At 63.7% G+C, this 20,796-nt stretch carries 21 protein-coding genes and 1 tRNA gene; 16 read left to right on the top strand and 6 right to left on the bottom strand.

Annotation, left to right across the window (positions count from 1 at the left end; translation table 11 throughout):
• Position 1 precedes the first annotated feature (1 nt).
• Both FJV80_RS18870 and FJV80_RS18865 read right to left on the bottom strand, forming a co-directional pair.
• Positions 2 to 865 (bottom strand): prephenate dehydratase, encoded by an 864-nt coding sequence (locus FJV80_RS18870; protein ID WP_064984594.1) that lies wholly within the window; start codon positions 863 to 865, stop codon positions 2 to 4.
• A gap of 36 nt (positions 866 to 901) precedes the next feature.
• Positions 902 to 1,630, bottom strand: coding sequence for a 3-deoxy-manno-octulosonate cytidylyltransferase (locus tag FJV80_RS18865; RefSeq protein ID WP_010913277.1), 729 nt, complete (start codon positions 1,628 to 1,630; stop codon positions 902 to 904).
• 193 nt (positions 1,631 to 1,823) lie between these two features.
• Here FJV80_RS18865 and FJV80_RS18860 point away from each other — a divergent pair, with 193 nt between their 5' ends.
• The 7 genes from FJV80_RS18860 to FJV80_RS18830 all read left to right on the top strand — a co-directional run bounded on the left by FJV80_RS18860 (position 1,824) and on the right by FJV80_RS18830 (position 11,291).
• A complete protein-coding gene (locus FJV80_RS18860) occupies positions 1,824 to 2,504 on the top strand; it encodes a cytochrome c family protein (protein WP_095771788.1) in 681 nt (226 codons plus the stop codon).
• Positions 2,505 to 2,675: 171 nt separating this feature from the next.
• Positions 2,676 to 4,553 (top strand): extracellular solute-binding protein, encoded by a 1,878-nt coding sequence (locus tag FJV80_RS18855; protein ID WP_142877108.1) that lies wholly within the window; start codon positions 2,676 to 2,678, stop codon positions 4,551 to 4,553.
• A complete protein-coding gene (locus FJV80_RS18850; protein ID WP_142877107.1) occupies positions 4,553 to 6,421 on the top strand; it encodes an extracellular solute-binding protein in 1,869 nt (622 codons plus the stop codon). The genes FJV80_RS18855 and FJV80_RS18850 overlap by 1 nt, the downstream gene beginning before the upstream one ends.
• A 30-nt stretch (positions 6,422 to 6,451) precedes the next feature.
• On the top strand, positions 6,452 to 7,546 hold the full coding sequence (locus tag FJV80_RS18845; RefSeq protein ID WP_095787255.1) for a microcin C ABC transporter permease YejB: 1,095 nt from the start codon (positions 6,452 to 6,454) through the stop codon (positions 7,544 to 7,546).
• Positions 7,546 to 8,691 carry an ABC transporter permease gene (locus tag FJV80_RS18840; RefSeq protein WP_095787254.1) on the top strand — a complete coding sequence of 382 codons (1,146 nt, stop codon included), beginning with the start codon at positions 7,546 to 7,548 and terminating at the stop codon, positions 8,689 to 8,691. Before FJV80_RS18845 ends, FJV80_RS18840 begins: the two co-directional genes overlap by 1 nt.
• Positions 8,688 to 10,319, top strand: coding sequence for an ABC transporter ATP-binding protein (locus tag FJV80_RS18835; protein WP_142877106.1), 1,632 nt, complete (start codon positions 8,688 to 8,690; stop codon positions 10,317 to 10,319). The genes FJV80_RS18840 and FJV80_RS18835 overlap by 4 nt, the downstream gene beginning before the upstream one ends.
• A 30-nt stretch (positions 10,320 to 10,349) precedes the next feature.
• A complete protein-coding gene (locus tag FJV80_RS18830) occupies positions 10,350 to 11,291 on the top strand; it encodes a glyoxylate/hydroxypyruvate reductase A (protein ID WP_095771782.1) in 942 nt (313 codons plus the stop codon).
• A gap of 9 nt (positions 11,292 to 11,300) precedes the next feature.
• Here FJV80_RS18830 and FJV80_RS18825 read toward each other — a convergent pair whose 3' ends face one another.
• The 3 genes from FJV80_RS18825 to FJV80_RS18815 all read right to left on the bottom strand — a co-directional run bounded on the left by FJV80_RS18825 (position 11,301) and on the right by FJV80_RS18815 (position 13,283).
• The gene (locus FJV80_RS18825; protein ID WP_095787251.1) at positions 11,301 to 11,828 is read right to left on the bottom strand and encodes an AAA family ATPase; all 528 of its coding nucleotides are present in this window, start codon (positions 11,826 to 11,828) and stop codon (positions 11,301 to 11,303) included.
• Positions 11,829 to 11,894: 66 nt separating this feature from the next.
• Positions 11,895 to 12,257, bottom strand: coding sequence for a hypothetical protein (locus FJV80_RS18820; RefSeq protein ID WP_095787250.1), 363 nt, complete (start codon positions 12,255 to 12,257; stop codon positions 11,895 to 11,897).
• Positions 12,258 to 12,365: 108 nt separating this feature from the next.
• Complete coding sequence (locus FJV80_RS18815) at positions 12,366 to 13,283, bottom strand: class I SAM-dependent methyltransferase (RefSeq protein WP_095771964.1); 918 nt, start codon at positions 13,281 to 13,283, stop codon at positions 12,366 to 12,368.
• A gap of 123 nt (positions 13,284 to 13,406) precedes the next feature.
• Here FJV80_RS18815 and FJV80_RS18810 point away from each other — a divergent pair, with 123 nt between their 5' ends.
• Together FJV80_RS18810 and FJV80_RS18800 are read left to right on the top strand one after the other, a co-directional pair.
• Positions 13,407 to 14,414, top strand: a complete 1,008-nt coding sequence (locus FJV80_RS18810; protein ID WP_142877105.1) for a ligase-associated DNA damage response exonuclease — start codon at positions 13,407 to 13,409, stop codon at positions 14,412 to 14,414.
• Positions 14,415 to 14,655: 241 nt separating this feature from the next.
• Positions 14,656 to 16,257: a cisplatin damage response ATP-dependent DNA ligase gene (locus tag FJV80_RS18800; protein ID WP_142877104.1), complete on the top strand. Its 1,602-nt coding sequence runs from the start codon at positions 14,656 to 14,658 to the stop codon at positions 16,255 to 16,257.
• 3 nt (positions 16,258 to 16,260) lie between these two features.
• On the opposite strand, the gene FJV80_RS18795 is transcribed toward FJV80_RS18800, so the two are convergent.
• Positions 16,261 to 17,406, bottom strand: coding sequence for a hypothetical protein (locus FJV80_RS18795; protein ID WP_142877103.1), 1,146 nt, complete (start codon positions 17,404 to 17,406; stop codon positions 16,261 to 16,263).
• A 287-nt stretch (positions 17,407 to 17,693) separates the two neighbouring features.
• On the opposite strand from FJV80_RS18795, the gene FJV80_RS18790 reads away from it, so the two are divergent.
• The 7 genes from FJV80_RS18790 to FJV80_RS18760 all read left to right on the top strand — a co-directional run bounded on the left by FJV80_RS18790 (position 17,694) and on the right by FJV80_RS18760 (position 20,769).
• A tRNA-Thr gene (locus FJV80_RS18790) sits at positions 17,694 to 17,769 on the top strand.
• 142 nt (positions 17,770 to 17,911) lie between these two features.
• Positions 17,912 to 18,100: a YodC family protein gene (locus FJV80_RS18785; protein ID WP_019863018.1), complete on the top strand. Its 189-nt coding sequence runs from the start codon at positions 17,912 to 17,914 to the stop codon at positions 18,098 to 18,100.
• A gap of 222 nt (positions 18,101 to 18,322) precedes the next feature.
• The gene (locus FJV80_RS18780) at positions 18,323 to 18,781 is read left to right on the top strand and encodes an acid-shock protein (RefSeq protein WP_142877102.1); all 459 of its coding nucleotides are present in this window, start codon (positions 18,323 to 18,325) and stop codon (positions 18,779 to 18,781) included.
• Between the two features lie 45 nt (positions 18,782 to 18,826).
• A complete protein-coding gene (locus FJV80_RS18775) occupies positions 18,827 to 19,363 on the top strand; it encodes an RNA polymerase sigma factor (protein ID WP_142877101.1) in 537 nt (178 codons plus the stop codon).
• 119 nt (positions 19,364 to 19,482) lie between these two features.
• On the top strand, positions 19,483 to 19,929 hold the full coding sequence (locus tag FJV80_RS18770; protein ID WP_246688995.1) for a hypothetical protein: 447 nt from the start codon (positions 19,483 to 19,485) through the stop codon (positions 19,927 to 19,929).
• The gene (locus FJV80_RS18765; RefSeq protein ID WP_095771770.1) at positions 19,926 to 20,381 is read left to right on the top strand and encodes a periplasmic heavy metal sensor; all 456 of its coding nucleotides are present in this window, start codon (positions 19,926 to 19,928) and stop codon (positions 20,379 to 20,381) included. The genes FJV80_RS18770 and FJV80_RS18765 overlap by 4 nt, the downstream gene beginning before the upstream one ends.
• Before the next feature lie 109 nt (positions 20,382 to 20,490).
• The gene (locus FJV80_RS18760) at positions 20,491 to 20,769 is read left to right on the top strand and encodes a hypothetical protein (protein WP_142877099.1); all 279 of its coding nucleotides are present in this window, start codon (positions 20,491 to 20,493) and stop codon (positions 20,767 to 20,769) included.
• Positions 20,770 to 20,796 lie beyond the last annotated feature (27 nt).

Below are 20,796 nucleotides of genomic sequence, written 5' to 3'. Positions count from 1 at the left end.
TCTAATCCGCCACTTTCCACTGCTCACGCGACTCGCTGGCCGGATAGACGCCCAGGATCCGCACCTCTCGCGAGAAAAAGCGCAACTCGTCCAACGCCAGCTTGACCAGCGGATCGTCGGGATGGCCCTCGATGTCGGCGTAGAACAGCGTCGCGGTGAAGGCGCCGAGCTGGTAGCTCTCCAGCTTGGTCATGTTGATGCCGTTGGTGGCGAAGCCGCCCATGGCCTTGTAGAGGGCGGCCGGCACGTTGCGGACGCGGAAGATGAAAGTCGTCATCATCTTGGTGTCGGCTGAAGGCCGCTCGGCCCATTGTTTGCTCTTGGTCAGGACGACAAAACGGGTGACGTTCGAGTCGGTGTCCTCGACATTTTCCTCGATGATATCGAGCCCGTAGAGCGTCGCCGCCAGCGCCGGCGACAGCGCGGCCATGGTGCGGTCCTTGACCTCGGAGATCATCTTAGCGGCACCGGCCGTATCGCCGGCGACGACCGCCTTCCAGCCGTTTTTGCGGATGTATTTGCGGCACTGGCCAAGCGCGTGGATGTGGCTGTGAACCGTCTTGATCTCGTCGCGCTTGACGCCGGGCAGCACCATCAGCTGGAAATGGATCGGCAGGAAATACTCGCCGACGATGTGCATCCGCGATTCCGGTAGAAGATGATGGATGTCGGCGACGCGGCCGGCGATGGTGTTCTCGATCGGGATCATGGCGAGGTCGGCCTTGCCGGTCTCGACCGCGTTGAAGGCATCCTCGAAGGTCGGGCATGGCAACGGCTCCATCGAGGGATAGACGTTGCGGCAGGCGGTGTCGGAATTGGCACCCGGCTCGCCCTGGAAGGATATTCTGTTGGTCTTTTCAGGCATGGGCCGGGTCTCGATTCACGGTGTCGAAGGGATTTCTCAGTTTGAAAGGATGGTTCGGGCGCGCTCGAGGTCTTGTGGCGTATCGACGCCGAGCGGCAGCGACCGGACGATCTCGGCATCGATGCGCATGCCGGCTTCCAGCGCCCGCAACTGCTCAAGCCGCTCGCGGCGCTCCAGCGGCGACGGTTTCAGTGCAACGAAGCGTTCGAGTGCCGAGCGGCGATAGGCGTAGAGGCCGACATGGTGATAGAGCGGCCCCTCGCCCCAAGGCGCTGTGGCGCGGGTGAAATAGAGCGCCCTCAGCCGCGTGGCTGACAGCGGCGAACCGACGATCTTGACGACGTTCGGATTGGTCTTTTCCTCTTCGCGGACGATCTCGACACCAAGCGTGGCGATATCCACCGCCGCGTCCTCGAACGGCCTGAGCGAGGCGGCGATGATGCCGGGATCGATGGTCGGCAGGTCGCCCTGCACATTGACGATCGTTTCGACCTTGCGTCCGGGATCAAGCGCGGCCAGCGCCTCGTGGATGCGGTCGGAGCCGGATTCGTGGTCGATGCGCGTCATCACCGCCTCGAAACCATGCGCGCGCACCGCTTCGGCGACGCTTTGCGTGTCAGTCGCCACCACCACGCGGCCGAGGCCGGCTTCGGCCGCGCGACGGGCGACATGGACGATCATCGGCGCGCCGGATATGTCGGCCAGCGGCTTGCCCGGCAGGCGGGTGGAGGCCATGCGGGCCGGTATCAGGATCAGGGTGGACATGGCGGTGGCAAGGCGTTCGAAAAGAGGAGGGGAAAAGTGGCAAAAGGTCTCACTGGCAGCGCCCTTATAGGTGTTGCAACGCCGGAGCAAAAGACCTAGTTTCCGCCCGATTTGACCGGCTCTGGAGGGCGGGTCTCGATACCGACGGACGGAGTGGACGGTTCGGTCCGCCGGAAAAGGGAGCAAGGGGCGTATGGATTCCAACGAAGTCAACAAGCTGCTTGCCGGATTGCTCGGAACCGTTTTCGTCGTTTTCTCGGTCGGCCTGGTATCTGACGCGCTGTTTGCCTCGCCGGCTCCTGAAAAGCCCGGTTTTGCCATCGAGGCAGCCGAGCCGGCCGAAGGTGGCCCGGCCGCCCCGGCCGCCGAAGCCAAGCCGATCGCCGACCTGCTGGCGACCGCCAATGTCGAGGCGGGTGCTGCGGTCTTCAAGAAATGCCAGGCCTGCCATTCCGGTGAAAAGGGTGGCCCCAACAAGGTCGGCCCCGATCTGTGGGATCTCGTCGATCGTCCTGTCGCCGAACATGAAGGCTTTGCCTACTCGGCCGGCATGAAGGAATTTTCCAAGGGCGGCACCGAGAAGTGGACCTACGACAACATCAACCACTTCATCACCTCGCCGAAGAAATTCGTGAAGGGCACGGCCATGGGCTTCGCCGGCCTGCCCAAGGACGAGGACCGCGCCAACGTCATCGCCTATCTGCGCACGCTGTCGGACAATCCGAAGCCGCTGCCGGCACCAGGCGCCGCCGCCGACGCCAGCGCGCCCGCCAAGCCGGCCGATGGCGCCGCTCCGGCCAAGCCGGCTGACGGCGCGGCGCCGGCCAAGCCTGCCGCGCCCGCGGCTCCGGCACCAGCCGCGCCGGCCAAATAACCGAATTGTCATCAAAGCGTTCATAGAAAAGCCGGGTTCTGCCCGGCTTTTTTGTTAGGAAAAACGCATGTGCGGCGACAAAGCCGCGCATGGCGGTTTTCAGGAGCGCCAAATCATCTAGATTGCCTTTTCTGGATGGTCCGGAGAAACGCATCGCGAAGAGGACAGTGCATGACGGTTGGCCGAACGCTTCTCAGGTCGTTGCTGGCGGCAGCCCTTTTGGTGGCCGGACTGCAGACGACCCTGGCCGACGAGTGGCGAACCACCTCATCGCTGATCGGCGATTCCAAGTACGGCGACAATTTTCAGCACTACGACTACGTCAACCCGAACGCGCCCAAGGGCGGGACGCTGAATTCGGTGCTGCTCGGTACCTATGACAGCTTCAACCCTTACATCGTTCAGGGATCGCCGGCGGCGGGCCTCGTCGGTTTCGGCGGCGGCCTGCTCTACGACACGCTGATGGAGCAGGCGACCGATGAGGGCAGCACCAGCCACCCACTGATCGCCGACGCTTACAAATATCCGGCTGACTACTCCTCGGCGACCTACCGGCTCGACCCGCGCGCGAAATGGCATGACGGCCAGCCGATCACCGTCGACGACGTGATCTGGTCGTTCCAGGTGTTGAAGGCAAACAGTCCGCAATACAGCCGCTATTTCGAGAACGTCACCGACGCAGTGGCGATCTCCGACCGCGAGGTCGAGTTCCATTTCAACCAGAAGGGCAACCGGGAACTGCCGAAGATCATCGGCGACCTCGCCGTGCTGCCGAAGCACTGGTGGGAAGGCACCGACGCCAATGGCAAGAAGCGCGACGTCACCAAGCCGACGCTGGAAATTCCGCTGGGATCGGCGGCCTACAAGATCGCCAGCTTCAAGCCGGGCTCGGAAATCGTCTGGCAGCGCGTGCCGGACTATTGGGCGGCCAAGCTGCCGGTGAAGATCGGTCGCGAGAATTTCGACACGCGCCGATATACCTACATCCTCGACGACAATGCCGCCTGGCTGGCCTTCACCAAGGGCGGATTGGAAGACATCAACCGCGAGTACAGCTCCCGCAAATGGGCGACCGCCTATAATTTCCCGGCCATCCAGGCCGGTGACGTCGTCAAGAAGGACTTCCAGACCCAATCGCCGCAGCCGATGCAGGGCTTTGTCCTCAACCAGCGAAGGCCGCTGTTCCAGGACCGGCTTGTTCGCGAGGCACTGACCATCCCATTCGATTTCGAGAGCATGAATCGCACGCTGTTCTTCGGCTTCAACACCCGCACGTCGAGCTATTTCCAGGGTACCGAATTGGCGTCGAGCGGGCTGCCGCAAGGCAAGGAATTGGAGATCCTCGAGAAATATCGCGACAAGCTACCACCCGAGCTCTTCACGCAAGAGTTCAAGCTGCCGGTCTACGATTCGCCACAAGCGGAGCGAAAGTACCTGAAACAGGCGGTCGATCTATTCGCCAAGGCAGGCTGGGTGATCAAGGGCGGCAAGATGGTCAACGCCAAGACAGGCGCCCCGTTCAAGTTCGAGATCCTTGGCTGGAATGACACCGACCAGGTGATCGCCAGTCCCTACATCGCCAATCTGCGCAAGATCGGCGTCGACGCTTCGCTGCGCATCATCGACCAGACCCAGTACATCAACCGCGTCAACAATTTCGATTTCGATGTCGTCACGGGCTTGTTCGGCCAATCGGACTCGGCCGGCAACGAGCAGCGCGATTTCTGGAGCTCGAAAGCCGCTGACACGCCGGGCTCGCGCAATCTGATGGGCATAAAGGATCCGACCGTCGATGCGCTGGTCGACCGTATCATCTTCGCCACCGACCGCGAGGATCTTGTCGCCGCCACCCATGCGCTCGACCGGGTGCTGCTTTGGAACTTCTACGTCGTGCCGCAATATTATCGGTCGGCGGTCTGGCTGGCCTATCGGGACAAGTTCAAATTCCCCGACAAGCAGCCCGCCTATGTCGGTGTCGACATCGATTCCTGGTGGATTGACCTCGACAAGGAGAAGGCACTGGCGGCCAAATACAAGGGCGGCAATTGATGGCGATGCTGCCGCGCCGCGATTTCCTGGCACTGAGCGGGGCCGCCGCTGCCGCGGCCCTGCTGCCGGGAAGAGCCTTCGCCGACATTGCAACCGGCGTGAAATTGCACGGTCTGTCGGCCTTCGGCGACCTCAAATACACACCGGATTTTGCGCATTTCGACTATGTCAATCCGGACGCGCCCAAGGGCGGCCAGATGAATTTCACGCCGCCCAGCGCAACCCTCAATCAGAGCTTCCTGACTTTCAACACACTGAATTTCCTGGTGTTGAAGGGGGAGGCGCCGCCGCGCGCCGAACTCTGTTTCGATTCCCTGATGGCAAGCGCGCTCGATGAGCCGGACACGGTCTACGGCCTGCTCGCCGAGTCCGTCACCTTGTCGTCGGACCGCAATGGCTTTCGCTTCGTGCTTCGTCCGCAGGCGCGCTTCCACGACGGCTCGCCGCTGACCGCCGGAGACGTTGTCTTCGCGTTGAAGCTCTACAAGGACAAGGGTCACCCGAACCTTTCCAAGGCATTGCGGTACATGACCGACGCGGTCGCGGTCGACCCCGTCACCCTTGAGCTGACCTTCAATGGCGAACAGTCGGCGCAAAACATCCTGGCGGTCGTGACCATGCCGATCGTGTCCAAGGCCTATTATATGGCCAATGAGTTCGATGCCTCGACCATGACACCGCCGCTGGGCTCGGGACCCTACAAGATCGGACGCGTGGTCGCCGGACAGGCCGTCGAATATGAACGCGTCGCCGACTATTGGGGCCGCTATCTCGCGGTGAACCGCGGCCAGTACAATTTCGACCGCATCCGCATCGACTTCTATCTCGACCGGCAAGCCGCATTCGAGGCCTTCAAGAAAGGCGATACGCATTTTCGTGAGGAGTTCACCTCGCGTGTATGGGCCACCGGATATGATTTTCCGGCGTTGAACGATGGCAAGGTCGTCAAAAGGGAATTTCCCGGCGAGAAGACGCCGGACATGCAGGGCGTCGCGCTGAACCAGCGCCGTCCGCAATTCCGCGATGAGCGGGTGCGACAGGCGATCGCCAACTGCTTCGATTTCGAATGGATGAAGCGCGCGCTGTTTTACGGCTCCTACGAGCGCTCGCAATCGAATTTCGAACGTTCGGATTACAAGGCCGAGGGCCTGCCCTCGCCAGGCGAATTGGCGCTGCTCAAGCCATTGCGGGCCGAGTTGCCGCCGGAGGTGTTTGGCGAGGCGGTAACGCAGCCGCTCTCGGACGGTTCAGGTCATGACCGCAAGCTGCTGAGCGCGGCTTCGAAACTGCTTGCCGAAGCCGGCTGGAAACGCACGGGTAGTTTCGTCGTCAACGACAAGGGCGAGAGGCTGCGGGTGGAAATGCTGGCGGAGGACGATGGCATCGTTCGCATTTTCACTCCGTGGTCCGAGAACATGAAGGCGATCGGGATCGATGCTTCGATCCGGCAGGTCGATTCGGCGCAATATGAACAGCGGCAGAGTGATTTCGATTTCGACCTCAACGTCCTGCATTGGTCGATCGGAGCAACGCCCACGGTCGACAGCCTGGAGATGCTCTACGATTCCCGCATGGCGAACACGCCGGGGCAGCGCAATTATCCGGGGACCGAAAGCAAGGCCATCGACGCGCTGATCGTGGCCGCCGGCAAGGCGCGCAGCCGAACAGAACTCGTCACCGCGCTCAGAGCGCTCGACCGGGTCTTGCGCGCGCGGCTAGACTGGATTCCAACATACTATCTGGCGAATCACCGCGTCGCCTATTGGGACATGTTCGGCTTTGTCGAGCAAAAGCCCGATTTCGGCTTTCCGGTCGAGACGCTGTGGTGGTTTGATAAGGGCAAGGCGGCAAAAATTGGCAAAGGTTAAAGTATCGGTCCGCAGAGGGCAGGAAGCCTGATGGGCGCCTATATACTGCGCCGCATCCTTTTGATGATCCCGACCCTGTTCGGCATCATGGCGATTTCCTTCGCCGTCATCCAGTTCGCGCCCGGCGGCCCGGTCGAGCAGGTGATCGCCAAGCTGACCAATCAGGGCGGCAGCGACCGCCTCGGAGGCGGCGGCGGCGATGCGGGCGGTTCCAATTTCGACGTCGCTGGCGATGTCAGCTCGAAATATCGCGGCGCGCAGGGGCTCGATCCGGAATTCATCAAGAAGCTGGAGAAGCAGTACGGCTTCGACAAGCCGCCGCTCGAGCGCTTCGGCATGATGCTGTGGAACTATATCCGGTTCGATTTCGGCAACAGCTACTTCCGCGACATCTCGGTGCTCGACCTGATCCTCGAGAAGATGCCGGTGTCGATCTCGATCGGGCTCTGGATCACGCTCTTGTCCTATCTGATTTCCATCCCGCTCGGTATCCGCAAGGCGGTGAAGGACGGCACGCCTTTCGACGTCTGGACCAGCGGCGTCGTCATCGTCGGCTATGCCATTCCGGGCTTCCTGTTCGGCATCATGCTGATGGTGCTGTTCGCCGGCGGATCCTTCTGGGACTGGTTCCCGTTGCGCGGCATCGTCTCGGACAATTGGGACCAGTTGTCCTGGCCAGGCAAGATCGCCGACTATTTCTGGCACATGACCCTGCCGCTGACAGCGCTGGTGCTGTCGGCCTTCGCCACGACGACGCTGCTCACCAAGAACTCGTTCCTGGAGGAAATCCGCAAGCAGTATGTGGTGACGGCGCGGGCCAAGGGCCTGTCGGAGCGACAGGTGCTCTACGGCCATGTCTTCCGCAATGCCATGCTGATCGTCATTGCCGGCTTCCCCGGCGCCTTCATCTCGGCCTTCTTCACCGGTTCGCTGCTGATCGAGAACATCTTCTCGCTCGATGGCCTCGGCCTGCTCGGCTTCCGCTCGGTGGTCGAGCGCGACTATCCGGTGGTGTTCGCCAATCTCTATATTTTCTCGCTTCTCGGCCTGTTCGTCGGATTGCTGTCCGACCTCATCTACACCTGGGTCGATCCGCGCATCGATTTCGAGCGGAGAGACGTCTGATGTCGGAGGCAAGCGTCACTGCCGGCGTGGTGCCGGAGCGGATGCCACGGCCGTTCCTGTCGCCGCTCAACAAGCGCCGCCTGCAGAATTTCAAGGCCAACCGGCGCGGCTACTGGTCGTTGTGGATTTTCCTCGTCCTGTTCGCGCTGTCGCTGTTTGCCGAATTCATCGCCAACGACAAGCCGATCATCGCGTCCTACAAGGGTGAAATCCTGTTTCCGGTGCTGGTCGCCTACCCCGAGGAAAAATTCGGCGGCTTCTATGCCGTCACCGATTATCGCGATCCGGTGATCCAGGACGAGATCAACGCCAATGGCTGGATGATCTGGCCGCCGATCCGCTATTCCTACCAGACCGTCAACAATGCCATTCCGGAAGCGGCACCCGCCAAGCCGTCCTGGCAGTATGACGCCGCGAAGCGCTGCAACCAGTATCCGCAAGGGGCTGCCGACCCCGCCTGCATCGTCGGCAACTGGAACTGGCTCGGCACCGACGACCAGGCGCGCGACGTCTTGGCGCGCGTCATCTACGGCTTCCGTATCTCGGTGCTGTTCGGGCTGATCCTGACCGCCGGCTCGGCCCTGATCGGCGTCGGCGCCGGCGCCTTGCAGGGCTATTTCGGCGGCTGGACGGACCTGCTGTTCCAGCGCTTCATCGAAATCTGGTCGGCGATCCCGGTGCTTTACCTCTTGCTCATCGTCGCCGCCATCCTGCCACCGGGCTTTTTCATCCTGCTCGGGCTGATGCTGTTGTTCTCCTGGGTGGCGCTGGTCGGCGTCGTGCGGGCCGAGTTCCTGCGCGCCCGCAACTTCGAGTACGTCAACGCCGCGCGCGCGCTCGGCGTGCCCAACCGCACCATCATGTTCCGGCATCTGTTGCCCAATGCCATGGTGGCGACATTGACCTTCCTGCCCTTCCTGCTCTCTGGCTCGATCTCGACGCTGACCTCGCTCGACTATCTCGGCTTCGGCCTGCCGCCGGGGTCCGCCTCGCTCGGTGAGTTGCTGAAGCAGGCGCAGCGCAACCTCAATGCGCCGTGGCTCGGCATTTCCGGCTTCGTCGTCATCTCGCTGATGCTGTCGCTGCTGGTCTTTGTCGGCGAGGCGACGCGCGACGCCTTCGATCCGCGCAAGACGTTCAAATGAGCGAAGCGCCTCTGCTCAGCGTCCAGGACCTCAGCGTCGCCTTCGGCCAGGGCGGCGGCCAGTCTGTCGCTGTCGACCACATCTCCTTCGACATCGCCAAGGGCGAGACGATCGCGCTGGTCGGCGAGTCCGGCTCCGGCAAGTCGGTCTCGGCGCTGTCGGTGTTGAAACTCCTGCCCTACCCCAGTGCCAGCCACCCCTCGGGAAAGATCCTGTTCGAGGGCGCCGACCTGCTGGCGATGAGCGAGAAGCAATTGCGACAGGTGCGCGGCAACAAGATCACCATGATCTTCCAGGAGCCGATGACCTCGCTCAATCCGCTGCACACGATCGAGCAGCAGATCGTCGAGATCCTGAAGCTGCATCAGGGCATGGCCGACCGCGCGGCCAAGGCGCGCACGCTGGCGCTGCTCAACGAGGTCGGCATCCGCGATCCGCAGAAGCGGCTCGACGCCTATCCGCACCAGCTGTCCGGCGGCCAGCGCCAGCGCGTCATGATCGCCATGGCTCTGGCCAACGAACCGGAACTGCTGATCGCCGACGAGCCGACGACGGCGCTCGACGTCACCGTGCAGGCGCAGATCCTCGAACTGCTGGCGGGCCTCAAAAGCCGCAAAGGCATGTCGATGCTGTTCATCACCCACGATCTCGGCATCGTGCGCAAGATCGCCGACCGGGTTTGCGTCATGACCAAGGGCAAGATCGTCGAGACCGGACCGACCAAGGACATCTTCGCCAATCCGCAGCACCCCTATACGCGCCACCTGCTGGCAGCCGAGCCGAAGGGCAAGCCGCCGGCCGCCAACGCCGACGCCAAGCCGGTGATGACCGGAAAGGACATCAAGGTCTGGTTCCCGATCAAGCAGGGCTTCTTCCGCCGCACGGTCGACCATGTGAAGGCGGTCGACGGCATCGATGTCACCGTGCGCGCCGGCCAGACGCTGGGCGTGGTCGGCGAATCCGGTTCCGGCAAGACGACGCTCGGCCTGGCCCTGGCGCGCATGATCTCGTCGACGGGAACCATCCGGTTCAACGGCCGCGACATCAACCAGCTCACCTTCAACGCCATGCGGCCGCTCAGGCGCGAATTGCAGATCGTGTTCCAGGACCCGTTCGGTTCGCTCAGCCCGCGCATGTCGATCGCCGAGATCATCGAGGAAGGGCTGAAGATCCACGAGCCGAAACTGTCGCCCGATGAACGCGACGACAAGGTTGCGGACGTGCTGAAGGAGGTCGGCCTCGATCCGGCGACCCGCAACCGCTATCCGCACGAGTTTTCCGGCGGCCAGCGCCAGCGTGTCGCGATCGCGCGCGCCATGGTGCTCAACCCGCGCTTCGTCATGCTGGACGAGCCGACATCGGCGCTCGACATGAGCGTGCAGGCGCAGGTCGTCGACCTCCTGCGCAATCTGCAGGCCAAGCATGACCTCGCCTATCTCTTCATCAGCCATGACCTCAAGGTCATCCGGGCGCTTGCCAACGATGTCATCGTCATGCGCAACGGCCAGATCGTCGAAGCCGGCCCCTCCCAGCAGATTTTTGAAAATCCGCAAACCGACTATACTCGGGCGCTGATCTCGGCCGCCTTCAAGATAGAGACGGCGCCGGTCGGCATCGTCAGCCAGTAATTTGCGTAAAGAGGGACTAGACGAATCGCGATGGAAAAAGGCCGCATCCTACTTGCCGTCACCGGCTTTCATCCGCAGCGCTGGCGCGAGTTGCTGTCGGCCGAGCGCGAGGTAGTGCTGGAGCCGGATGGCGCCAAGGATCCGTCGATCACCTATGCGGTGGTGTGGAAGCAGAAGCCCAATTTGTTGTCTTCGCTGCCCAATCTGCGCGCCATCTTCTCCATCGGCGCCGGCGTCGACCATATTTTCGCCGATCCAGGCCTGCCCGACGTGCCGATCGTCAAGGTCGTCGCCGACAATCTTACGCAATACATGACCGAATATGTCGTCTGGCGGGTGCTCGATCATCATCGCCAGGGCCTGCTCTACCGGCAGCAGCAGCAAAAGAAGATCTGGCACGAGCCGCCGCAGCGGCCAGCCGGCGACATCTCCGTCGGCATTATGGGGCTCGGCAATCTCGGCCGTGCTGCGGCCTCGGTGCTGCTGTCGCTCGGCTTCGCGGTCAATGGCTGGTCGCGCACCGAGCGGCCGATGCAAGGGGTGGCGACCTATTCCGGCGAGGCCGGGTTGATCCCCTTCCTCAAGGCAACAGATATCCTTGTCGTGCTTTTGCCGCTGACGCCGGACACGCAAGGCATCATCAATTACGGCGTGCTGAAGGAATTGCGCAAGCGCAACGGCCTCGGCGGCTCGGTGCTGATCAACGCCGGACGCGGCCGCCTGCAGAAGGATGCCGACATCGTGCGGGCGCTGGACGACGGCACGCTGAAGGAGGCGAGCCTCGATGTGTTCGAGGTCGAACCGCTGCCGAAGACCAGCCCGCTGTGGAACCATCCGAAGGTGTTCGTGACTCCGCACGCCGCGGCGACCTCCGATCCCATGCATCTGGTGCCGACCATGCTGCGCCAGATGGACGCCTTCGAGCGCGGCGAGAAGCTCGAGAATCTGGTGGATCGCAAGGCGGGATATTAGCCAGGCGTCCTATATAGCCAGGTCCCATTGCCTGAAGCACTGCTTGATTGCTCCCATCGAGGACAGCTGGAGCTTCGGCAGGTCGAGTTCCTCGAACATCGCCTGGTATCTTCTGCGGTTTTTCGGCGTGGTCACGGCAATATGGTGGATCATGTCCCATTTGACGCTGTCGCGTCCGCCCTCCAGGGCTCCGCGTCTGTTCTTCTCAAACCAGCTTCGCCTGAAGTAACGCAGCAGGCTTGCCGGCGTGGAGATATCCAGCAGGATCACTCCCGTCGCCCGCCGAAAACGTTGCGGCATGCAGATCGAGTAATTTCCGTCCATCACCCAGCGCTCGCCGGCGATCGCGGCGTCATGCATGGCGATGAATTCGCTCTTTGGACGCGCCTCCCAGTCTGTGTTGGGCAGATGATGAAGCAGATCGAGGTGAACGGGGTCAAGGCCACGCTTGCGGGCAATCGCGACGGCCAGGGTCGACTTGCCGCTGTTGGACGGCCCCAGAATGCAGATGCGGTCGCCTAGGTCCGAGAGTTTCATTGATCGCCCCCATGCGGACGCGAGCATGCTGCCGGCGATCGCTCTCGTCGGCTGCTGCTTCTATCTTCAGGCAGGCAGGGCGAACTTCTTCTTCTGATTGTCCGGCTTGCCGCAGTCGCGGCGCTCGATCGACCGGTTCATGGCATCGATCTCGCCTGACGCCTTGTCACTGTCGCGCTTGGCCTTGGAGCGCATGTCGGGCGTGAACGGACCGAAACCCATGGCGGGATTGGAGAAGGTCGGCTTCGCGGTCACCGGAAGGTTGTATTGCTGCGCCAGGCCATTGCGCTGCGCCAGCAACTGGTCGCACGGCACGGTATCGTATTGCAGGGAGGATTCTACGTTGGCGTCCTGCCGCTCGGACATCGAGTTGCCGACGCAGCCGGCCGTTGCCAGGCAGGATGCCAAGATCATCATGTTCCAGCGCATCCGATATGCTCCTCCTGATATCCCGCACTGATGCGACCAGATCGCAAATATCAGTCGCGCACGCAAATCGGACTTTTTCGCAGCAGCGGGATGGTGTTCATGCACGCTTCAAACGGCGTGAGGCTTCCACGCCACAACGCCCAGCCCTTTGACGGGCTCGCGGCGATCCTGCCGGATGGTGGTTGGCTCCAGCGCCAGGATCGCAAGCCCGTTGGCTTCGAGTGTCCGCCTGACATAGGGTTGCGAATGAGCGTAGCGCCGCGAGGGCTGCAGCGCGAAGTCGCCGTCGTCTGCAAGGGTCTCGACGGAAAAGGCAAACAGGCCGCCTTCGGCGAGCAGGCCGGCAACGGTGCCCATCGGACCGTCGAGCGCGCCGATGTAGATCAAGACATCGGCCGATGTCACCAGATCGGGCTTTTCGCCTGAATGAGAGAATCCCTGCAGATCGGCTTTCGTCAGCGTGTCGTAGATGCCTTTCGCCTGCGCCTTCTTCAGCATCCTGGCCGAGATATCGACCCCTTCCAGCCGGTCGACGATCGGCCTCAGCCTCTCGCCCATCAGCCCGGTTCCGCAGCCCAGGTCGAGCGCCAGGCGGAAGCGGCCCGGCCTTGCCTTGCGAATCATCTGCTCGAGGAATTCGGGGAGCCGGTAGTCGAGCTTGCCGACCAGCATCTCCTCGAATGTCTCGGCATAATGATCGAACAGCGCTTCGACAAAGGCGCTGGGCGGCGCGGCGGCAACCGGAGCCTTGCCGATCAGCTGCAGTTTGAGGGCGGCGCCCTGGCGATCAGCCGCATCCAGTTTCAGCGACATCGCCCAGGCCTGCGCCGCCAGGTCGAGCCTGCCCGATGCCTCGTGCATCTCGCCGAGGCGGAACCAGCCCATTGCCCATTGCGGCGCCAGCTCCAATGCGCCGAGCAGCAGCTCGGCCGCCGCCGTGGGATCGCCGGAGGCAAAGAGCATCTCGGCATAGTCGGCACGGCGATCGGCGTTCAAATCGCCGGACGATGTCTGAAGCGGTTTCATGATGATGTTTCCGCCGGCGGATGGCAGCCGGGCCGCCATCTCTGTAGAGCAAAGCTGGCCTGAGAGTCAGCAGTCTCCGACAAACGGCTTCCCGCAGCGGAATTATATCCTATCTTGGGGACCATGCGCGCTGCCGACCTGCTTCATCCCCGGCCCGAGGGTCTTTACTGTCCACCGGGCGATTTCTTCATCGACCCAGTGCGGCCGGTGGGCCGGGCGCTGATCACGCACGGCCATTCCGACCATGCACGCTCCGGCCACCGCTCGGTGCTGGCGACGCAGCAGACGCTCGACATTATGGGTCTGCGCTACGGCGAGGACTTTGCCGGAACGACGCAAGCCGCGCGGGTCGGCGAGACGATCGCGCTGAACGGCGTCAGCGTCAGCTTCCATCCGGCCGGCCATGTGCTGGGTTCGGCGCAGATATCGGTCGAGCATCAGGGCACGCGCATCGTCGCCTCCGGCGATTACAAACGACAAAGGGATGCGACCTGCGTGCCGTTCGAGCCGATCCGTTGCGACGTGTTCATCACCGAAGCGACCTTCGGCCTGCCGGTGTTTCGCCATCCGCCGGACACGGGGGAGATCGCCCGCCTGTTGAAATCGGCAGCGCAGTTTCCCGAACGCTCGCATCTGGTCGGCGCCTATGCGCTGGGCAAGGCGCAGCGGGTGATGCGGCTGTTGCGCGATGCCGGCTATGACAAGCCGCTCTACATCCATGGCGCGCTGGCCAGGCTCAGCGAATACTATCAGAGCCAGGGCATCGACCTGGGTATCCTCGAGCCGGCAACGGTCGAAGACGGCAAGGACGGCTTCACTGGCGCCATCGTCGTCGGCCCGCCATCGGCCTTCGCCGATCGCTGGGCGCGGCGCTTTCCCGATCCGATCTCGTGCTTCGCGTCGGGCTGGATGCGGATCCGCCAGCGCGCCAAGCAAGGTGGCGTCGAACTGCCGCTGATCATCTCGGACCATGCCGATTGGGACGAGCTCACGGCCACCATCAAGGAGACCGGCGCCGAGGAGATCTGGGTGACGCATGGCCGCGAGGAAGCGCTGGTTCGCTGGTGCGAGCTCGAAGGCATCGCCGCCCGGCCGCTGCATCTGGTGGGCTATGAGGACGAGGGCGATTGATGCAGTATTGCTCGTCAATCACCACCTCCGAGCACTGTGGCGCCCCCCTCTGGCCTGCCGGCCATCTCCCCCACGAGGGGGGAGATCGGACGTCGCGTCGGCGTTCGCCAATCTCCATCGTTGCCGAAGATGAGCCGGCGCCGAAGCTGCCAATCTCCCCCCTTGTGGGGGAGATGTCCGGCAGGACAGAGGGGGGCGACGTAGAGCGCAAACCTCCATCAATGGCGTGGTTCATACCATCATGAACCGCTTCGCCGAACTCCTCGACCGCCTGGTGCTGACGCCGTCGCGCAACGGCAAGCTGACGCTGCTGGTCGACTATTTCCGAACTGTCGAGGACCCGGATCGCGGGCTGGCGCTGGCGGCCATCACCGGGGACCTTACTATAGCCGCGGTCAAGCCGGCGATGCTGCGCATGCTGGTCACCGAACGCATGGACCCTGTGCTGTTCGGCTACTCTTACGACTATGTCGGCGATCTCGCCGAAACGGTGTCGCTGGTCTGGCCACAGACGCCGGGCAAGATCCCCAACCACGAGCCGACGCTTGGCGAGGTCGTGGCCAAACTACAGGCGGCAAGCCGCTCGGACGGACCGAAAGTGCTGGCCGGCTTGCTCGACAGCGCCGGCATCTCGGCGCGCTTTGCCATCATCAAGCTGGTCACCGGCGGCCTGCGCATCGGCGTCTCGGCGCGTCTCGCCAAACAGGCGCTGGCGGATTTCGGCAAGGTCGACGTCGCCGAGATCGAGGAGCTATGGCACGGGCTGTCGCCGCCCTATATGGCGCTGTTCGCCTGGCTGGAAGGCAAGGCCGAAAAACCCCGCAACACGGCGATGGCTTTGTTCCGTCCGGTGATGCTGTCCAATCCGGTCGGCGACGGCGATCTCGAAAAACTCGATCCGGCGGACTACGCGGCCGAATGGAAATGGGACGGCATCCGCGTCCAGGCGGTGGCGGAAGGCGGCATCCACCGGCTCTATTCGCGCACCGGCGACGATGTCTCGGGCGCCTTTCCCGACCTAGCCGACGCCATGCATTTTTCCGCCACGCTCGATGGCGAATTGCTGGTCGGCGACCCGCGAGAGGCGACGGGAACCTTCTCGGATTTGCAGCAGCGGCTGAACCGCAAGACGGTGACGCCGAAGATGCAGCAGCAATATCCGGCTTTCATGCGCTGTTACGACCTGCTTCAGCTCGGCGACGAAGACCTTCGCGCATTGCCGTTCCGCGAACGGCGTGGCCGCCTCGAAGCCCTCATGAAAACGCTTGACCCCAGCCGTTTCGATCTGTCGCCCTTCGTCGACTTCGCGGATTGGCAGGCGCTGGAGAACTTGCGCCGCGCGCCGCCGCACCCGATCATCGAGGGCGTGATGCTGAAACGCTGGGATTCGCCCTATATCGCCGGCCGGCCGAAAGGCCCGTGGTTCAAGTGGAAGCGCGATCCGCACACGGTGGACGCGGTGCTGATGTATGCCCAGCGCGGCCATGGCAAGCGCTCGAGTTTCTACTCCGACTACACGTTCGGCGTCTGGTCCGGAGCCGAGGGCGAGGAGGAACTGGTGCCGGTCGGCAAGGCCTATTTCGGCTTCACCGACGAGGAGCTGAAGCAGATCGACAAATATGTCCGGGACAACACGGTCGAGCGTTTCGGCCCGGTGCGTTCGGTGCGGGCGGATCGTGACAACGGCCTGGTGCTGGAAGTCGCCTTCGAGGGGCTCAACCGCTCGACCCGGCACAAATCCGGCGTAGCCATGCGCTTTCCCCGCATTTCTCGGCTGCGCTGGGACAAGCCGGCCAACGAGGCCGACCGCATCGAGACGCTGCAGGCGCTGCTCGACCGCTAAGCCTTACGGCTCGATCGAGACGCGGATCTCGTAGATGTCGACCGCCTTGCCCTGCTTGTCGAAATCGGAATTGACGGCGATGGTTCCGGCCGAGCCCGGATGCTTGTTGGGGAACTGCACGTCGAACAGATATTCGTTGCGCTGCTGGCCGACCGCGTAGCGCTTGCGGCCGCAATCGCCGAGCTCGCCGAAATTGCAGTCGACGGAAATCTGCGTGTCCTTGCCGTCCTCGGCACGCGCGATGATGTCGAATACGGCGTGCTTGCCGGCGAGCTTCTCCAGCACGCCCTGCCCGACATCGAAAGCGATCGCCGAACCGGAGGGGCCGGACTGGATGCGCAGGAACGGACCGGTATCGTCCTTCATCACCGAGGCCTTGGCGTCCGAAGGGGCTGCGACATGCGTCGGGTCGGCCGGCGAGAACACATTGATCCAGGTGCGCGACTGGTCCGCGGCGCCGGGCTTGGCCGGCGCGTTGGCGCCGTCGGCCGGGGTGAAATCGTCGTCCTCGACGGTTGGCGGCGCCTCGGGCGGCGCCGTGTCGAGCTGCGCCGCCGTCTTGAACACGCCGGTCTGCATGGCAAAGAACGCGCCGATGCCGATCGCCGCAAGCAGGGTGACAGTGAAGAAAATGGCGGTCAACGGCAGGCGGCGCCCGCGAATACGCCGCTCATCGCGATCGGGCGCCACCTCCGTCGCGGTACCCGAAGCGGCGGGAGCGGACATGTCGATGGCCGGCGCGCCAGGAAGCGTCGCGTCCGGCATGATGTCGGGAACGACCGGTAGCACGCGCGATCGCGGCGCATCGGATGCCGGCTGCGCGGGACCGTCGACGGTGACGGCGGGCAATGGCGCCTTGTCGCCGATCTCGATGGCGGGCGCCGCGGCGGCCGCGGGCTCGGCCGCCGGGTCGTCGACCTCCAGGCCGACATCCGGCACGGCCGGCAGGAACTCGGATTCGATTTCGGTGATCGTCGCCTGGATCGCCTTGCGGCGCTTGATGGCGACTTCCACGGTCACCCCGGGATTGGCCTGGAGCGCACGGTCAAGCGCGGCAAAGGCCGACCGATAGACCTTCTCGCGGAACGCGCGGTCCTCGGCATTGCCCTTCTCCAAGGCGTTCCGGATCGCTTTTTCGATCGCGTCCAAGCGGGATCCCTCTGCAAATTGCCCAAACTTCCGTGATGGTTAGCCGTAGGCGACCAATCAATCAACGGGCGGGCGGCCGCATTCTGCCTCGACGGGCCGTCCAAAGTCCATCTCGGCGATATTCCGGCAAACAAAATCGGAACATGCCGGCAATTCTCGCGCGCGGGGAGGTGCGAACCCGGTTTCGGTGGCGGCAGGCGCTCTTGCATGATTTGCCAAGTGGCATCTTGAATTCGCGGCCGGTTGAGTCTATCACCCAGCCCATCGTGGAGGCCCTGGCCTCCCGGGCCGCTTTAGCTCAGTTGGTAGAGCACATCATTCGTAATGATGGGGTCAGGTGTTCGAGTCACCTAAGCGGCACCAGTTCCCTTCCTATCCTCCATGTGCCGCAATCGACACTCGACCACTGCCTGTGCGGTGGATCGCGCAATGGCTTCCCATATCCGCCATTGTCGAGACTCAGCTTTGGTGGGAAACTCGCAGGCCTCAGCATGGGAGGTCGAAAATGCCCAACACTTTCAAGACCGGAGACGTCGTCAAGCTGAAGTCGGGAGGGCCGAAGATGACGGTCAGTGACGGTGCCGCTTCCGGCATGTATCTGTGCCACTGGTTCAACCGCGAGGGCGATGTCTGGATCCCGCAGCATGCGGGTTTCAAACCGGACCAGTTGGTGGCCGCCGACCCATCGGCATAGCTCCTGCCCGTTCGCCAAGGGCGGTGGCTAAGCCGGCGTGCATTCGGATGACGCCGGATGGGGTGTCATGGCCGCTGCTTTTGGCACAGGCACTGAGGCGGCATCGCCGAATCGGATGATCGGCATAGGCGACCGACGGATTTCCGTGGTCACGGCGTTTAACGGCTGAAGCGTGACCGCGGCATGGGCCGTGGCCGACGCGCCAACCGGAGACGCCGAAGCATGATAAGCCGTTCAATCCTTGCCGCTGCCCTGAGCCTGCTGACCGTTGCGGCCCTCGCCCAGACGGCGACCCAGCCCCCAGATGCTGCGCCGCTTGGCGTCACGTCTCCCGGCGCCACGCCGCCAGCCGCCGCCCCAGCCGCACCAAGGGCCAAGTCCGACATCACGCTGGCCAAGTTCCAGAAGCGGCGGGAGAAGGCGATCATGGCCGCCGACACGGATGGCGACGGCAAGATCAGCCTGCTGGAGTGGGAGGCTTTTCAAGCCAAGCGCAACATCAAGGGCGATGCGGCCAAATCCTTCGCGCGCATCGATTCGAACCATGACAGCTTCATCGATCGTGCCGAGCTCGATGCGTTCTTCGCCAAGCGCTTTGCCAAGCTGGACAAGAATGGCGACGGCGTTCTGACGGCCGACGAGATGCCAGGCCACAAATCCGCTCCCAAGCCGGAGCAATGACCAAGAGGCCATGACGCGTGATGGAAATCGGGAGTGCGCCAGCCGATGAGCGCCGATCCGGACGAGGAGTTGGTTCGCCGGGTCGGTACCGGCGACCCGGCGGCCGTGCAGACGCTCGTCGCGCGCAAATTGCCGCGCATCCTTTCGCTCGCCGTGCGCATGCTGGGCGATGCGGCGGAGGCCGAGGATGTCGCACAGGAGACCTTCGTGCGCATCTGGCGCCACGCCTCGAGCTGGCGGCGCGGCAATGCACGCTTCGACAGCTGGATCCACCGGGTGACGCTCAACCTCTGCTACGACCGGCTGCGCCGGCGCCGCGAACTGGTGACCGACGATTTGCCGGACATGGTCGACCCTGCCCCGCTTCCCGACGCCCGCGAAGAGCCGCAGGGGATCGAGCAGGCCTTGCAGGCGATCGCGCCACGCCAGCGCGAGGCGATCATCCTGGTCTATTATCAGGAGATGTCCAACATCGAGGCGGCCGCGACCCTGGAGATCAGCGTCGATGCGCTGGAGAGCCTGCTTTCGCGCGGCCGGCGGGCCTTGCAGATGATCCTGGCCAGGGATGGCGTCCATGACTGAGAAGACCGCGACCATGAATGGCGGACATTCACCGCGCTTTATGGACGTCCGGCGGGGGCCGGCCGGCCTCGTTTCCAACCCGCGTGGGCACGCGGCACCAAGGGGCAAGGGGAAGACAGATGGCTGAAGACATCGAGGACGGACCGGCAATGGACGCCAGGCGTTTCGCGGCACTCGCCGAAGCCTATGGCGGCGATCTGCGGCGCTGGCCACAAGCGGAGCGCGACGCCGCCGCCGCCTTTGCCTCAAGCGAGACAGGCCAGGCCATCTCGCGACGGGCCGATACGCTTGACGCCGTGCTCGACAGTTATCGCGTCCCGCACCCCGGCAAGGCGCTGCACGATACGATCCTGCGGACCGCCGACCGGTACATCGTCCGGCGGCGGCATCAGCGCTTCTGGTGGCTGGGGCTGGGGCTGGCCGGCATAGGGCTGGCCGGCGCCATTGCCGGACTGGCCCTGGTGACCGTCGTCACGCCCGAAGTTCAGCCCGACCATTATGTGCTCGACGCCAATGCGACGGCGTTCGGCGATGCCGGACCCGACACGATCGAGGAAGACCTATGAGCACCGGCCGCAATCTCCTCATCGCATCGGTGGTGCTGAACGTCTTCCTGGCCGGCGCGCTTGCCGGCGGGGCCGTCTGGATAAAACGCGGCAAGCCGGCCCAGGGCTATTCGCTGGAGGCGGCAGGCGGCCGGCTTCCCGACCAGCAACGCACGCTGTTCCGCAAGGCGCTGCGCGAAGTCCGCCAAGAGTCGCGCGAAATCATTCGCGACGGCCAGCAGGCCAGGCGCGATGCGGCGGATCTGCTGCGGCAGCCCGTCCTCGACACGGCGGCCCTGGCCGCCGCCCTGGAGCGAGCCCGCAATGCCGACGTCACCGTGCGCACGCGGCTGGAGCAGCGCATCATCGAGTTCGCGGCGGCAGGCTCCGCCGAGGATCGCAGCCTGCTGGCGGAAGGGCTCTCAAGGCGCGCCGGGCCGCAGCCGTCGACACCGCCAAAAAAATCGCCGTGACGACCGACGGAAAATGCCGATGGCGCCCGTTTAACGAGATGAAGGGCAGGATCTGCCGGGCCATCTGGCGCCGACAGGTTTCAACCTCGGACAACTTCGGAGCATGGTCATGAACTATCTGACAAAATACGCGGCCACCGCCGCTCTCGCGATGACCGGAGCGGTGGCTACGGTCGCGGCATCCTCGGCAATGCCACTGGCGCCGGTTGCCGCCCCGGCGCTGGTCGAGCACGTCGCCTGGGGTTGCGGACCTGGCTGGCATCCCAATCCCTGGGGGCGCTGCGTCCCCAATCGCGTGGTCGTCTACCCCGGTTACCATTATTGGCATCGCCCGGTCTTCTATGGGTGGCATCCGCACCGTCACGGGCACCGCTGGCATCGCTGGTAGGGGCTTCGGGGGGCGCCAACATAGGGG

It is taken from the genome of Mesorhizobium sp. WSM4310, assembly GCF_007003935.1.
Lineage (GTDB): Bacteria > Pseudomonadota > Alphaproteobacteria > Rhizobiales > Rhizobiaceae > Mesorhizobium.
The sequence above is the reverse complement of the archived record's forward strand: the minus strand, read 5'-3'. Positions and strand labels throughout refer to the sequence as shown.